The sequence below is a fragment of the Verrucomicrobiia bacterium genome (genome assembly GCA_035946615.1).
Classification (GTDB): domain Bacteria; phylum Verrucomicrobiota; class Verrucomicrobiia; order Limisphaerales; family UBA8199; genus DASYZB01.
On record DASYZB010000010.1, the window covers coordinates 1 to 15171 of the forward strand.

The 15171-nt window shown below is 58.3% G+C and carries 13 protein-coding genes; 6 read left to right on the top strand and 7 right to left on the bottom strand.

Translation table 11 applies throughout. The features are described from left to right. From VG146_01570 to VG146_01585, 4 genes are all read right to left on the bottom strand, one after another. Window positions 1-794 (bottom strand): squalene--hopene cyclase (locus VG146_01570; GenBank protein ID HEV2391030.1); only part of this gene is annotated, 794 nt, incomplete at its 3' end. A gap of 240 nt (window positions 795-1034) precedes the next feature. Beyond that, window positions 1035-1778 carry a ChbG/HpnK family deacetylase gene (locus tag VG146_01575; protein ID HEV2391031.1) on the bottom strand — a complete coding sequence of 248 codons (744 nt, stop codon included), beginning with the start codon at window positions 1776-1778 and terminating at the stop codon, window positions 1035-1037. Between the two features lie 190 nt (window positions 1779-1968). Beyond that, window positions 1969-2250 (bottom strand): hypothetical protein, encoded by a 282-nt coding sequence (locus VG146_01580; protein HEV2391032.1) that lies wholly within the window; start codon window positions 2248-2250, stop codon window positions 1969-1971. Further along, window positions 2247-2690 (bottom strand): tetratricopeptide repeat protein, encoded by a 444-nt coding sequence (locus tag VG146_01585; protein HEV2391033.1) that lies wholly within the window; start codon window positions 2688-2690, stop codon window positions 2247-2249. The genes VG146_01580 and VG146_01585 overlap by 4 nt, the downstream gene beginning before the upstream one ends. A 79-nt stretch (window positions 2691-2769) precedes the next feature. On the opposite strand from VG146_01585, the gene VG146_01590 reads away from it, so the two are divergent. From VG146_01590 to VG146_01600, 3 genes are all read left to right on the top strand, one after another. After that, the gene (locus VG146_01590) at window positions 2770-3552 is read left to right on the top strand and encodes an HAD family hydrolase (GenBank protein ID HEV2391034.1); all 783 of its coding nucleotides are present in this window, start codon (window positions 2770-2772) and stop codon (window positions 3550-3552) included. Between the two features lie 250 nt (window positions 3553-3802). Then, window positions 3803-5626: a 2-oxoacid:acceptor oxidoreductase subunit alpha gene (locus VG146_01595; GenBank protein ID HEV2391035.1), complete on the top strand. Its 1824-nt coding sequence runs from the start codon at window positions 3803-3805 to the stop codon at window positions 5624-5626. A gap of 44 nt (window positions 5627-5670) precedes the next feature. After that, on the top strand, window positions 5671-6627 hold the full coding sequence (locus VG146_01600; protein ID HEV2391036.1) for a thiamine pyrophosphate-dependent enzyme: 957 nt from the start codon (window positions 5671-5673) through the stop codon (window positions 6625-6627). A 422-nt stretch (window positions 6628-7049) separates the two neighbouring features. Here VG146_01600 and VG146_01605 read toward each other — a convergent pair whose 3' ends face one another. The 3 genes from VG146_01605 to VG146_01615 form a co-directional block, all read right to left on the bottom strand. Next, window positions 7050-9881 (bottom strand): DNA topoisomerase III, encoded by a 2832-nt coding sequence (locus VG146_01605; GenBank protein HEV2391037.1) that lies wholly within the window; start codon window positions 9879-9881, stop codon window positions 7050-7052. 89 nt (window positions 9882-9970) lie between these two features. Next, entirely contained in the window at window positions 9971-11341 is a 1371-nt protein-coding gene (gene mnmE / locus VG146_01610) for a tRNA uridine-5-carboxymethylaminomethyl(34) synthesis GTPase MnmE (protein ID HEV2391038.1), read from the bottom strand. A 1-nt stretch (window position 11342) separates the two neighbouring features. Then, window positions 11343-11567, bottom strand: coding sequence for a hypothetical protein (locus VG146_01615; GenBank protein ID HEV2391039.1), 225 nt, complete (start codon window positions 11565-11567; stop codon window positions 11343-11345). 61 nt (window positions 11568-11628) lie between these two features. On the opposite strand from VG146_01615, the gene VG146_01620 reads away from it, so the two are divergent. The 3 genes from VG146_01620 to VG146_01630 are packed head-to-tail and all read left to right on the top strand — an operon-like array spanning window position 11629 to window position 15106. Beyond that, on the top strand, window positions 11629-13491 hold the full coding sequence (locus tag VG146_01620) for an N-acetylmuramic acid 6-phosphate etherase (protein ID HEV2391040.1): 1863 nt from the start codon (window positions 11629-11631) through the stop codon (window positions 13489-13491). Next, the gene (locus VG146_01625) at window positions 13488-14288 is read left to right on the top strand and encodes a hypothetical protein (GenBank protein HEV2391041.1); all 801 of its coding nucleotides are present in this window, start codon (window positions 13488-13490) and stop codon (window positions 14286-14288) included. The genes VG146_01620 and VG146_01625 overlap by 4 nt, the downstream gene beginning before the upstream one ends. Next, window positions 14285-15106 (top strand): adenylyltransferase/cytidyltransferase family protein, encoded by an 822-nt coding sequence (locus tag VG146_01630; GenBank protein ID HEV2391042.1) that lies wholly within the window; start codon window positions 14285-14287, stop codon window positions 15104-15106. Before VG146_01625 ends, VG146_01630 begins: the two co-directional genes overlap by 4 nt. Window positions 15107-15171 lie beyond the last annotated feature (65 nt).

Genomic DNA, 15171 nt, shown 5'->3' on the forward strand with positions numbered 1-15171 from the left:
AAGATGGCCGCCAGGCCGTCGCTGCCCTCAAATCGTTCCAGCATCCATTGCTCGGCCTTGCGCAGCGCGCGCTTGCGGAATGGATGGATATTATTTTCGGCAAACCATTCGGCAAATTTATGGACGCGATCGAGCCAAAGAAAAAAGTTGCGCCAGGTGATGCGTTCCGGGTCGGGCGCCAGGGCCAGGTCGCGTTCGTGGATGCCCTCGGGATAGAGTTCGTCGATGTTGATATGATGATCGAGGGGCCGGGTGGGTTTGTAATGGTTAATGATGGCCAGCGGGACGAGCATCGAGCGGCTCCAGGAACTCATCTCGTTGAAGTTCACATAAAACCATTTGCCGATGAGGATGACTTCGCAGGGGATGGTTGGCACATAATCCCACGGGAACAGCCCCAGAAGCGCCAGATAGAGTTTCGAGAACGTGTTCATTCGCGGCACGCCACCGAGGCTCAAGGCCACTTCGCGCGCCCGGAGCATGCGCGGGTCGGTCACGGGCACGCCGGCCAACTTGAGGGCCAGGTACAGCTTGATGGTGGCGTTCACCTCCGCCGGGCCGCCGTGATAGATGTTCCACCCGCCATCGGGCAATTGCATCGAGAACATGTGATTGACGGCTTTGCGTTCCCAGGCCTTATCGACTTTGCCATTCCAATGGTGAAAAGCAATGGTATCCGCGACCAAGGTCGCATCGACCATTAATTCACCAATCCAATAGCCTTGAGGCTTTTGCTGGCTGAGCAAATAACTCTGCGACCGCCGAATTGCGGCCTCGAGTTGGGTCTCAGGCATTTTGAGAGGCGGATCGGACGGCTGGGACCCTAAGCTGCTTTCACGCATTGATGCCACATCCACGCAATTTACTCTGCGAGGTCAACGGCCTTCTGTAAAGTAATTAATGTACCCCAGGGAGGGGGAGCGAATGTTGGGGAATGTCGAACCACAGAGGCTATGAGAGTCGGGGCGAGGAGCCGGGAGTGGAAAGGGGGGCGCAAAAGCTTCCCGCTCCCCCGTGGATAGCGCCTTCAATTGCTAATGGCAAGCCAGTTTTCCAGCCATCGATTGCTCCGTCGCAATCAGCGAGAGCGGCGCCGTTTCGAACGAACATAATTGAATTCCCAGAGTTGCCAGAGCTGTGCGGATTTCTGCCGAGCACAGCGTATACACCTCAAGTTCTCGTTCGGCCGCATAGGCATTGGACAAGCCGTCCCGGTACCCCGGGTGGCAGCTCAATTCCGAGAGTCCTGGAGGCAGTGTTGCCAGAATTTGCTTCAAGTTGCGCACGCTCAGTGCGTCGGGCAGACTTTCCCCTTCATCGGTCTGTCCATAAAAATCTCCGCAATATGGAATCGCGCTGTATTCGCGCACCGGAACGCCGATTCTGCGTGCCGCCGCCAACACTAGAGAACGAATCGGTTCCTCCCGGTGAAGGTGCTGGTGCGAGTCCATGTGGGTCGGCTCCCGCCCAACCAATCGGCGGAATTCGGCAAGTTGATTCTCGACTTCGTCAGCAAACGCGTTCGGTTCATTCGAATGGACAACCGAGTAGAGCTGCACCCACTCCCCGTGTGCGAAGAGCCATTCACCGAAATCGAGGTGAAGCCCCAAGCTCAGGCGGGGTTCCTGTTTGGCGTAATGAGCGGCGGCTTCCGCAGCGGCTTGATGCACCATCAAACTGGCGCTGGTGACAATGCCTCCTTCAAAGCTCTGAATAACACCACGATTGATTCCGTCGCTCAGTCCAAAATCATCCGCGTTGATGATGACGAATCTCATAACCGACAAAGCACCACACCCAAGCTGTCAATTCGAAACGATTCGACAGTGTAATCGGTTAGTGACGGCGGACGCTGCCGCCTGAAGGCGGCGTTCCGCACGGTGTGTTGGCATTCCATGTGGTGTGTGAAATATACAGGTTAGTTAGAACCGTGGCGCCTAACGAAGTTGAATTCCTCGATGCGCGGGGTCAACTGGCCGGCTGGCGCACCTTGTCCTTCTTTTCGTCGAAACCTGCCCGGAGAGATTTGCGGTCGCTGACAAGCTGCTTTTGCAACTGTTCGACGGCCTCGTCGTCGCCTTTATCCACGGCTTTGGTAATTTCGCCTTTGAGGAAGAGCTCGCGTTCGGCGATCTTGGCGGCGCATTGGGAGTCCAGATCGGCGAGTTGCCTTTTCTGTTCGGCGGTGAGCTTCACGGCAGGCGCGCCTTTGCTCAACCGTTCCATAGCAAGTTCGTAGGCAGTTTTCATGATTTTTTCTTCCAGGGCATATCAGGGAATTTGGATGGGATTTTTACATTTTGCGGCTTGGGCTTTGCCAGGTCCAGTTCCGGGTCGCTTGGGGGCGGGTTCCCGGTCTTGGCCTGTTGCGCCTCGGTCCGCCACGAAGCAATCCGGGCCTGCAATCCATGATGCTCGGCTGTCACGCGGTCTCCGGCCTTCATATAAAAGAGCGAGAGATTAGTGTGGACCAGTTGCTCGTGGGGCCGCAACCGCTCCGCCTTGAGCCCCTCGGCAATGGCTGCGGCATAGTTGCCCTTGCGGTAAAAGGCCATCCCCAGGGCGAGTTGCGCCTCGAAATGCTCCGGGTCAACCGCCAGGATTCGTTCGAGTTTTGCAATCGCCTGATCGTACGCGCCCGTGGTAAAATCATACATGGCGTCGTCGTATTGGTCCTGGAGCGTTGACATAGCTTCTAACAACCGCAAAGTACGCCAGGAACATCTCAGGATGCAAGTAGTCACTATACATACATAGGGTGCGATTTCTTTGAACTCACCCATCAAACTCCTGTCCACCGATTTCGACGGCACGCTCTTCGCCGAGTTCGAGAGCCCGCCGATACCGGGGGAATTGGAGGAACTCATCGCCCGGTTGCAGGCCGGGGGCGCCAAGTGGGCGATCAATACCGGGCGCGACATGTCGAGTCTGATGGAGGCCCTGGGCCGCGCCGGGATAGGGGTTGAGCCGGATTACCTGGTGCTGGTGGAGCGGGAGATTCATTGCCATCAGGAATCGCTCTATACCGGGCTCGAGGAATGGAACTCGGCCTGCAGCTTCGCGCATGCCGAGGTCTTTGCGCGGATGAAACCTGACCTGCCTCGGCTCGTCGATTGGATTAACTCGCATTTTCACGCGCGTATTTACGAAGACGCCTATTCGCCCTTATGCCTCATCGCGGGGAACAACGGCGAGATGGATGCCATTTATGCCTTCCTTGAGAACTATTGCCGCAGCGTTCCCCGGCTAACCGTCGTGCGCAATGACGTGTATGCCCGGTTCAGCCATGAGGCCTATAACAAAGGCACTGCCCTGGCCGAGTTGACCCGGCGGCTCGGTCTCAATGCCTCGACCGTCTTTGCCGCAGGCGATCACTTAAACGATTTGTCCATGCTCTCACGGCAATACGCCCGGTTCCTGGCGGCCCCGGCCAATGCCGTGCCCCAGGTCGTCGAACTGGTCCGCCGTCAGGAAGGCTATATCAGCCCGCGCCCCCATGGACGCGGGGTTGCCGATGCAATAAAATATTATCTTGCGGCCGAGAGAGGCTGAATATTTAATTTTATTAATAGTGTGCGAGAAATTAACTGGGATAATTGCCCTATTTTGTTTTTGATATGACATCCCCTGCCTTTTGACGCAAGCGCCTCATGAGCAGGCAAATAGATTGCCTGATTCCAAATTGACATAGGGGGGTGGGATGATAGAGTTTTATGGCAGCGGTAATTCGGCCTGATTGACCCTCAGTTCCCGTCTGACCTTGCGCGACTTAAAACTTTTTGATTCGAAAGACCGAACTGACATGAACGACGCAGCACCCTCTTCGCCCGCCCCGGCGGGCCAGCCCTCGACCGCAACGATTAACGAAGCGGTGATCCGCATCGCAGGCAATTCCCAGGACGGCATCCAGGCGATAGGCGGTTTTTTGGCGCGCCTGGCTGGGCGCAGCGAGCAGGAAGTCATGACCTTCATGACGATTCCCTCGACCATCTCGGGAGGTCCATCGATATTCCAGGTGCGTATAGGCTCCGGCGAGGTGGCCAGCGCTGGAGACGACGCGGACGTGCTGCTGGCCTTTTACCAGCATTCGTACGAAGACCATATCGGGTCGCTGAAGGCGGGCGGCATCGTGCTCTATGACAGTGATCACGTGGAGCCCAAGCCGGATTGGCAGCAGGCCTATCACCATATTGGCGTGCCGATCTCGAGTCTGACCGTCGAGGCCATCGGGGGCACAGCCAAGGACAAGGGCAAGAACATCTATGCATTGGGTTTGCTGGCGCGGATGTATGACTTGAACGTGCCGAAGCTCGAAAAGCTGATCGGCGAGCGTTTTGGCGGCAAAGACGCCAGCATTCTGAATAATGCCCTGGCAGCCTTTCATGCCGGGTATAGCCACTCGTTGGGCCAGGTGCGAGAGACCTTTAAGTTTGCCGCCAGCCATGGCAAAGCCGGCCAGCAGGTAGTGATGAACGGCAATGAAGCCATGGCTTACGGCATTATCGCAGCGGGCGTGCGTTTCGGCGCCGCCTACCCGATTACTCCGTGGTCGGATGTGATGGAGATTCTGCGCCGCGAGTTGCCCAAATATGGCGGGACCTTCGTTCAATGCGAAGATGAGATTGCGGCCATTTCAATGGCCAATGGCGCCAGTTTTGCCGGGCGGGTGGCAGTCACCGGGTCGAGCGGACCGGGCATCTCGCTCAAGATGGAAGCCCTTGGATGGGCAGTGATGGCTGAAGTGCCGCTGGTGGTCGTTGATATCCAGCGTGGGGGGCCTTCGACCGGCATGCCTACCTCAGTGGAGCAGTCGGATTTGAACCTGGCCTGTTTCGGCAGTCATGGCGATGCCCCGCGCGTGGTGATGGCCCCTTCGGATGTCGAGGACTGCTTCTTCACGGCCATTGAGGCCGTTAACATCGCGCGCAAGTATAATGTCCCGGTCTTCATCCTGAGCGACCAGGCCATCGCCACCCGTATCGAGGCCTTCACCTGCCCTGACCTGGAAAAGGTTTGCCAGGACATTACGCCCAGTTTTGCGCCGGTGGCCGATTATAAGCCATATGACCTCTCGACCAAAGATGGCGTGGTCCCGCGCGTGGTGCCCGGCACCCCGATTCAGAGCGGACGCTACCCGATTGCCGGGGGCCTGGAACACGATGAATTCGGGCACCCGACCGGTTCGCCCAAGCTGCACATGCAGATGACGGCAAAGCGGCGCAAGAAACTGCAAAGCCTGGCGGCGAGCCTGCCGGTCCCCAAAGTGTATGGGCCTCCGGAGGGCAACGTTCTGCTGGTGGGCTGGGGTTCGACCCGCGGCCCAATCCAGGAAGCGGTGGACCGCGCCCGGGCGTCAGGCGACAGCGTTTCGGCTATGCACCTCAAGCATATCCACCCGCTTCCTCCCGGGCTGGAAAACATCTTCTCCGGCTTCAATACCGTCCGGGTTGTCGAGATGAACGATGAGGGTTTGTATGGATACGGGCAGTTTGCGGGCCTGTTGCGCGCCCGGTATTGCGACCCCAAGATACGCGGCATCAACAAGACCGACGGCCTGACATGGAAAGTCAGGGAGATTCTGGAACGCGCGAAGTCGGACATTGCCGCCGGTCTGCGCAAGCTGTAACGAATTTTAACAGGTCCTATCACGTCTAACTATTTGAGAAATGTATGAGTTCCCCCGTAACTGAAGCCCAGCCACGCATCCTGAATGGTTCTGCCAACGGCAGCGCCACCGCTCTGCCAACCCCCACTGAGCGCAAACCCCTGACTAAAAAGGACATCGCCGCCGACCATCCGACCTGGTGTCCGGGTTGCGGCGATTTTTCGGTGCTGGCGCTCTACTTCAAACTGATCGAGAAACGCAAGCTGTGGCAGGAGAGAATTACCACCATCTCGGGCATCGGCTGTTCGAGCCGGTTTCCTTATTTTGTGCAGGCTTACGGCGCCCATTACATTCACGGGCGCGCCCTGGCGTTTGCCAGCGGCATCTCGCTCTCGCGCCCCGACCTCCACGTCTTTGCCTTTGGCGGCGACGGCGACATGTTTTCGATTGGGGGAAACCATTTCAACCATGCGGCCCGCAAGAACATCAAGCTCACCTGCGTGGTGATGGATAACTGGGTTTATGGGCTGACCAAGAAGCAGACCTCGCCGACCTCGCCTTTGGGGTTCAAGAGCAAAACCGATACCTGGGGCGCAGTGGACTATCCTATAAATCCCATGAAGCAGGCCATCGCGGCTGGGGCCTCATTTGTCGCGCGCACGACGAGCACCAACCCCAACCACGTCATGCAAATGATGGAAGCGGCCATGGACCACGATGGCTTCAGCTTTATCGAATGCTTGAGCGAATGCGTTGAGTTTTATGAAGGGGCGTTTGACGCGTCGAACCCCCGTAAGGGCGGTGTGTTTAACACCGTCCCCGCCGGCCACGATGTAACCGATGAAACGGCGGCCTATAAGCTCGCTGAAGAGCCGTTTCCGGGCGTATTCGGGATTTTCTATAAAGTCAACAAGCCCACCAAAAACGCTAAAGAAGCCGCTCTGAATGCGGCAGCCCGCGAGAAGCTAGCCGGCCTAAAGGACTGGGAAATTCTCAAGAAGAGCTTCGAGCGGATGAAGTAGCACGGCAAAAGGAGCAGCGGTGTCCCACGGCTGCTTTCTGGCTGACCAAGCGCAGACTGCTCCAATAGCTTCAAAGGACGCTGTTGGAGTCCAGGCTCAGAGACTCCTGAGTGGTCTGAAATCCAGACGGCACTGTAACGCCTCAGTGACTCGGGGCTGCCGGCTGAAGCCGGCGTTCCGGACGCGCGGAACGCCGCCTTTAGGCGGCAGCGCCCGCCGTCACTAACCGATTACTCGACAGTTCGATTTTTGCAGTCGTACAAATAGTCCCCCGGGCATTTCTCCTGTTGCGCATCCAAGCTCGCGCATGCCCCACTCAGAAGCAAACAGGGAATTTCCCAGGTACTTCTGGAACTCATTATCACCAATGGGCTGGTTTGCCAGCTCGTTTTCAGCGTGCGCCTGCTCCGCAAGGGCAGGGGCTAATGGAAACCCGTCGAGCTGCTCTCTTCTTCCCTCGGCGGGAATTCGAAATTGGCTTTGCCGGTTTCATCCATAACGAGATAGGCGCGGAAGGGCCGGCCCGTTTTGGAAATGAATTGGCTGAGGATGTCGGTTCTGCCTTCTACGAGGAGTTTGGCGGCTTGGGCGCGGTCGATGGGTTGCTGCAAGATGACTTTGCTTATTTTAAATTTACAGGGGCGCTTCTCAGCTTGCGACTTTTCGCAGAGATAAGCGGCCTCGGTTTCAAATACCTGTCCGCCGCACTTGGGGCACTTGCCAATGGGTTCTTGCCCGGTGAAATCCAGTTTAGGCTGGGGCTCCTTGGGTTCGCTGGATTTTGCTGCGCCCCGTTTTGATTTGGCGCGCGGCTCGAATTCGAAACCGATCTCGCCGTCTTTCAGGGCGAGGAATGCCTTGAATGGCCGTCCCTTTTTGGAGATGAACTTGTCAAGGAGATCAGTCTTGCCTGTGGCCAGCAGCTTCTCCATTTGGCCCCTCTCGATGGGTTGTTGAAGGATAATCTTGCTCGCCCGTCGAAAATCGCATGTGTGGTTAGGGCCTACGGTTCGCTCACAGACATAATGCATCGCGGTTTCGAATATCCGCTGCCCGCACTTGGGGCATTTGCCGACCGGCTCCTGCCCGCTAAAGTCCACTTCCTCGATTTGGCCCTCGCCGTTGCGTTGTTCCTGTCCGAAATCCCATTCCATCTTGTTCTCGGCGTTCAAGCGCAGGACGGCCGCGAAGGGTCTGCCCATCCGGCTGCGGAACCCCTGCAATGGTCCGAGCTGCCGGTGCCGGATCAGTTGCTCGACCTCCTTGGCTTCAAAGAGACGGCCTTTGATGATTTTCCAAATGGAGAACTCACATTTAACGCACTGAAAGGCCTTGTAGCGTTCGTGAACTTCTCCGCCGCATTGAGGACAAGGGACGTGCAGGACGCCGAAATCGCCGGGGATAGTGTCCAACTCGAACTTTTTGGCGCGCTCGACGATATGGCGGGTCATGTCGGTGATACCGGTCATGAACTCGACGCGGCTCTTTTGCCGGCGCTGGACCTGGCGCAACTGGAATTCCCAATCGCCAGTCAATTCGGGTTTGGTCAGTTCCGGGATGCCCAGGCCGTTGAGCAGTTCCATCAGTGCAAAGGCCTTGGCGGTGGCTTGCAGCTCTTTGCCCTGGCGCAGGAGGTACTGTTCATAGATCAGGCCCTCGATAGTGGCGGCGCGGGTGGCCGGCGTGCCCAACCCCTTTTCGCTCATAGCCTCGCGCAGCTCTTCATCCTCGACCAGTTTGCCAGCCCCTTCCATTGCGCCGAGCAGGGTGGCCTCGGTAAACCGGGGTGGTGGTTTGGTTTGATTAGCTTTGACTTCGACGTTGCTGGTTTGGACCTGCTCGCCGGGCTGCACAGGGGCCAGGCTCGGGGCGTCATCGCCTTGCGCCTCCCGTCCATAAACAGCCAGCCACCCCGGGTTCACGAGGACTTTGCCAACGCTCTTAAACGGCTCGGTCTCGACCCTCGTAATGCGGGTCGTTTCGAGAAACTCAGCAGCGGGATAAAAAACAGCCAGGAAGCGCTTGGTGACCATGTCGTAGAGCTTCTGCTCTGGCTCGTTGAGGCCCTTGGGCGGCTCGGTGGTGGGGATAATCGCAAAGTGATCGGAGACCTTCGCATTATTGAAGATGCGCTTGTTGGGTTTGACCCAATTATTCTTGAGCACGGTTTCCGCCAGCGAGCCGTAAGATGTGCCCGAAAGCATACCGAGCGTTTTGCGGACCGTGTCCTGGTAGTCCTCGGGCAAGGCGCGGGAATCAGTTCTTGGATAGGTCAAAACCTTGTGCCGCTCGTAGAGGGCCTGAGCCAGCTTCAGAGTGTTGGAGGCGCTGAACCCGAACCGGCTATTGGCCTCACGCTGCAAACCGGTCAGATCGAACAGCAAGGGCGAAAGCTGCGTGCTGGGCTTGCTCTCCTCCGTTACGATGCCGGGTTTGCCCAAACATTTTTCGCGAATGGCTTCGGCCCGCTCGCGTTCCCAAAGACGCTCGGCCCGCAGCTCGGCGTCGGCATCCTTTTCAGCGCGGACAAATTTTTCGTCAAACCATTTGCCGGTGTATTCACCACCCTGTGCCTGGAAGGTGCCGAGCACCTCCCAATAATCGCGTGGAACGAATTTCCGGATGCGTTGCTCGCGTTCGACGACAATCGCCAGGGTAGGGGTCTGCACGCGGCCAACGGTGGTTTTGAAAAAGCCCCCTGATTTCGAGTTGAAGGCCGTCATGGCCCGGGTCCCGTTAATGCCAACCAGCCAGTCGGCTTCCGACCGGCTCACGGCGGCATCGGCCAAGGGCAGCATCTCCGCGTCCTCGCGCAAGGTGGAAAAGCCTTCGCGAATGGCCGCGGGAGTCATCGACTGGAGCCAAAGGCGTTTCACGGGCTGTTTGGCGTGCGTGTACCGGGCAATGTTGCGGAAAATCAATTCACCCTCGCGCCCGGCGTCACAGGCGTTAATGAGCAGGTCAACGTCCTTGCGCTTGATGAGCTTGCCCAACACTTTCAGGCGGGACTGGCTCTTCTCGATGGGTTGCAGGTCGAAATGAGGGGGAATCACCGGCAGATGGGCAAAAGACCATTTGCCGCGGGCGGGTTCGACCCCTTCAGGGACGATCAGTTCGAGCAAATGTCCGACCGCCGACGAGAGGACGTAATGCTCACTCTCGAAGTAATCTTCGTTTTTCTTAAAGCCACCCAGGGCCCGGGCAATGTCGGTCGCAACCGACGGCTTTTCGGCAATTATCAAGGCCTTACCCATGTTTGTATAGACACTTACACGCGGTTAACCAAGGAAGCAACCGCCGTGCGAGTGGGTGGACAGTGGACTAACGTGGGGCGGGGGTCAAGTTACTTGCCGATACAGAACTGGCTGAAGATCATATCCAGGAGGTCTTCGGTGGTTGTTTTACCCACGATTTCGCCAATAGCATTGACTGCAATGCGCAAATCCAGGGCGGCCAATTCAAGTGTTTGTTGGGCGCGGAGCGCATCCACCGTGCGGCGGATGGCCGCGCAGGCACGTTGGAGAGCCTCCTGGTGGCGCGAGTTGATCATGACCTCGAGCATCTCCGCCCGAATCTCACCTGACCAGGCCAGCGCATTGATTTGGTCCTTGAGCTTTTCAATGCCTTCTCCGGTCAGGCAGCACACATCAACGGCGTTTTGTGCCTCTTCCGGCGGAAAGAATAGACGCGAAGGCAGATCGCTCTTGTTGCGGATGAGGATACGTTTCTTTGCAGAGAATTCGTGCAAAAGGGTATCATCAGCAGCCGTGAGCGTCTCGGAGGCGTCAAATACATGGAGGATGAACTCGGCCGCTTCGAGTGATTGGCGGCTGCGCCGGATTCCCTCGAATTCGATTTCGTCGCGGGCTTCGCGCAGCCCGGCGGTATCAATGAAAACGACCGGGACACCCCGGATGTTGGCGGTCTCCTCGATGGTGTCGCGGGTCGTGCCGGGGATGGCCGAAACGATGGCCCGCTCGCGCCCGAGCAGTTGATTGAGCAAGCTGGATTTGCCGGCATTGGGCCGGCCAATAATAGCTGCGCGAATCCCGCGTCGCAGAATCTGGCCTTCGTTCGCCGTTTTGATCAGTTCCTCGACGAAGCCAATGCCTCGTTCGAGGCGCTCGACTAATTGGTTGCGGGTATCCGGGGAAATATCTTCATCGGGGAAATCGATATGCGCCTCGATATGGGCCAGGATTTTGAGCATCTGCTCCCGAAGCTGGTTTATGCGTTGGGAAAGCTTGCCCGCAAGCTGCTCGTTAGCGGCGCGCAAGGCCAACTCTGTACGCGAATGAATCAGGTCAGCCACAGCCTCAGCCTGGGCCAAATCCAGCCGGCCATTCAGAAAGGCGCGCCGGGTGAATTCGCCGGGCTCGGCCAGGCGCGCGCCGCACGCCAGCACGGCGTCGAGGACCATTTTGGACGGAAGCACCCCGCCATGGCAGGTGATCTCGATGACATCCTCGCGTGTGAAAGTGCGCGGGGCTCGCATGACGGCGAGCAGGACCTCGTCCACTCGCCGGCCATTGCGGGTGATATGGCCGTATTGAATGGTATGGGTAGAAGCCGCGGAGGGCTTGAGCGATGACTTGCCGGCCGGGACAAAGCAGCGGTCTGCCACCTCGATTGCGAGCGGGCCGGACAAGCGGATAACGGCGAGCCCACCTTCGCCAAGCGGCGTGGCAATTGCCGCTATGGTGTCGTTATCCATTTCAAGCGCCCCTTTGTTCCAGCAGGAGCCTGGCTTTCTGATAGCTTTTCTTGTGCAGGTAATGCACCAAATCCGGGTCCGAGCCTTTCGGCAATTGCCGCGCCAGATCATCCAAACGCGCGAAGAGTGGGCGCAGGTCAGGCTTTGGATTGGCTGAAGCCATCGCATTCACCGCCCAATCGAGTTCGATAAGACCATTCAGAATGTCTGTTTCAAGCGCAGTCATACCCGAATATGCAGGAGTTCAAATGCCTTGAAAAGAGCCGCTCGCACGAAATAATCACGCCATGACGCACCGTGGCGGTGAGAAGAATCAAAGGTTTCTGGGAATTGAAGGTGGCGCAACTCGCACCGTGGCCCTGCTTGCAGACAGCCAAGGCAAAACGCTGCGCCGGCTCGAAGCGGGTCCCGCCAATTTAAAACTCCTCACCGATAGCCAATTGACCGAGCATCTTTTCGGGTTCGCAGCCGCTCTGCCCCGTCCGGATGCGGTGGCCATCGGTCTGGCAGGGGCTTGGGCCGAATCGGACAAAACTCGAATCCGGTTAGCCGCAGGCCAGGCCTGGCCGGGTGTGCCGTGTTTTGCCACTCACGATTTGGAGACGGCGCTGGCCGCCGCAAATCGCAACGAAGGGCAAGGGTCGATCACGCCGCAGGTCCTTATCCTGAGCGGGACCGGCTCGGCCTGCTACGGCAAAGACCCGGCAGGTAAAGGCATCAAGGTGGGGGGCTGGGGGCATCTGCTGGGGGACCACGGCAGCGGCTATGAAATTGGCCTGCGCGCCCTCCAGGCGTCAGTCGAATATCGCGACCGCACTGGCAAATGGCCTGCGCTGGGACAAAACATTCTGCGTCAATTGAATCTCGCGCAACCGCGTGAGCTAATTGATTGGGTTCATCGCGCGACTAAAGGCGCTATTGCAAGGCTGGCTGAGGAGGTCTTCGCATCCCATGCAGCGCGCGAAAAGCTTGCAGCGCAAATTCTGAAAAAGGCCGCTTGCTCTCTCGCCCAGGATGGGGCGTTGTGCGCGCGGAAGGTTGCCAGGCCAAACAGGCGTGTCGATTTCGTTCTCTCGGGCGGGGTGTTGCTCAAGCAGCCTCGGTTCGCGGCAGAAATTGGCCGTGAATTGCGCCGGCTTTGGCCGGGGGCGGTGGTTAAAACGCTGCAACGGGAGAGCGTGTGGGGGGCGGTTGAATTAGCCAAAACGAGATGCCGTAGTCCGGGGCCGGAAGGCAAAACTGCCCCTTCAGCGAGTCTCGGTGAAAGTGCGCTTTCGATAGCGCAGGAAGCAAAGGAGCGCCCGCGCCTTACCGTCACATCAATGCGCCTATCGCCTACCGAGCAGCGCAATCCGCGCTCGAGGAGGCTGGACAAACTGCCGTTGCGCAAAGCGATTCGCTTGATGCTCACCGAAGAAGGCAGGGTGCCGAGGCAGGTTTTAACACAGTTGCCAGCCCTCGAACGAAGCATCCGCTTGATTGCCTCCGCGTTCCAACACGCGGGCAGATTATTTTATGTGGGCGCCGGCACGAGCGGACGGTTGGGCGTTTTGGATGCGAGCGAATGTCCGCCGACGTTTGGCGCCCCCTCTGAGCAGGTACAAGGGATTATTGCGGGAGGACGCTCAGCATTGTGGGCATCCATCGAGGGCGCCGAAGATGATGCGGCTGCAGGCGCCGCCGAGATCAAAACTCGCCGCGTGAGCGCCCGCGATGTCGTAGTCGGCATTGCCGCCAGCGGCACCACCCCGTTTGTGTGGGGCGCCATCGCCGAAGCCAAACGGCGCCGTGCCAGGACGGTGCTGATTTGCTTCAATCCGTTTCTGAGAATCCCATCGGCTTTGCGTCCCAACGTCATCATTGCGCCGGATTTGGGGCCTGAAGTTTTGACTGGCTCGACGCGATTAAAGGCCGGCACGGCCACAAAGCTGATTCTAAACTCGTTCACGACGCTGAGCATGGTTCGGCTCGGAAAAGTGATGAGCAATCTCATGATCGATCTGCGCCCCACCAATACAAAATTGAGACAACGCGCTGTGGGGATTGTGCAGGAGTTGACAGGCGCGAGCGCAGAGCGGGCCAGACAGGCATTGGAAGCGGGTGGGTGGAGTATAAAGAAATGCGTTGCGCGGTTAGGGAGGAGCCGATGAAGGCAATGCGAAAGGCATCGTTTGCCGGTCTTATCGGCAGCATTCCGAATCGGCTGGCGCTGGCGGGCGGATGGATTGACCAGCCATTTGTCTCGCGGCACAACCCCACTCCACCGGGGTCAATGGTGGTGGTCTCGCTTGAACCGACATTCCGTTTCATGGACCGCGCGGGGTGTGCCAGCGGGACCCGCGCGGTCGCCATGGCGCTCTGGAACGGACGGCTCCCCAATCGGCCCGCCGGGCAGCTTGTGCGCGAGTTGTACGCCGCTGAGAACAAGGGCATGGCGGAGCCCAGCGGTTCACAAGATATGATCGGGCTGATTTATCCGGGCATCAGCCGTCTCGATTACGATTGCGCCGTCGATGGCGGGGTGTTTCCGCGCCGGATTGAATCGCTGGCGAGTTGGCGCGTTGCGCGCTGGCTCGAGCGCGTGTTGTATGTGCTCCCGATTGAGCCACGCCCTGCGGGTTACAATCCACTTGGCGTGAAGCGCCTCGATCCTAAATGGATCGCGCGGCTGGGCCAGACTGGGAAACACTGCTTTGAGGCGATACGCTCTGGTGACGCAGGGGCTCTGGGGGCATCGATGAATGAATGCATGGTCTGTTGGCAGAAAATCCTTCCGCACACGGTGCGACATCCCTCGATTAAAATCGATTTGGAGCGAATCCTTGCTTTTTATCAACGGCACTATTGCGGCGCGATGTACTCAGGCTGCGGAGGCGGCTATCTCCTCGTCATTTCGAACAAGTCGGTGCCCGGCGGTTTCCAGGTACGGGTCCGAACCAAGAGATGAGTGCGCCATCTGTCGTTGTTAGCGGCGCGTTTGATAATGCCGGTTCAGCCGGCCTGCGCTTCCTGCAAGAGGCGGCCAAGCTGGGCGATGTCACCGTTTTGCTTTGGCCGGATGAAGCGGTGCGATTGCTTGCGGGCCGCACCCCAGGGTTTCCTTTCTCGGAGCGCGCCTATTTTCTGCGGGCTGTCCGGTACGTCCATGACGTTAAGGCTGCGAGTGGTGTGATGGAAGGCGAGGGCCTCGCGCTGGCCGCCGGGTTTCGCGCGCAGGTTTGGGCTGATCAGGAGGGACCGGCCAATAATGCGCGGTGGACCTGGTGTGAGCGGCACGGAATTCAATACCACATCATTCCAGCAAAGCAGCTTGAAGGCTTTCCCGAGGCCACCCCCAAGCCGGCGTTGCCCGGGCGCAAGAAGGTCATGGTGACCGGCTGCTATGACTGGCTACATTCCGGTCATGTTCGCTTCTTTGAAGAGGTCAGCCAGTATGGCGATTTATACGTTGTGGTCGGCCATGACGCCAATATCCGCGTGCTCAAAGGCCCTGGGCACCCATTGCTTTCCCAGGATGAAAGGCGCTACCTCGTCGGTTCGATTCGCTATGTGCGCCAGGCGCTGATTTCCAGCGGTAATGGCTGGCTGGACGCCGAACCGGAGATCGAGCGGATTCAACCTGATATTTACGCCGTGAACGATGATGGCGACCGGGGAGGTAAACGCGAATACTGCGCCCAGCGCAGCATCGAGTACCTCGTGCTCAAACGCACACCGGCCCCCGGCCTGCCCAACCGCACGAGCACCGAATTGAGAGGATTTTAATCAGATAGGAAGAACAAACTACAAGATTGAACCTGCGCGTGCGTGGGACAGATTTCTTCAGATTC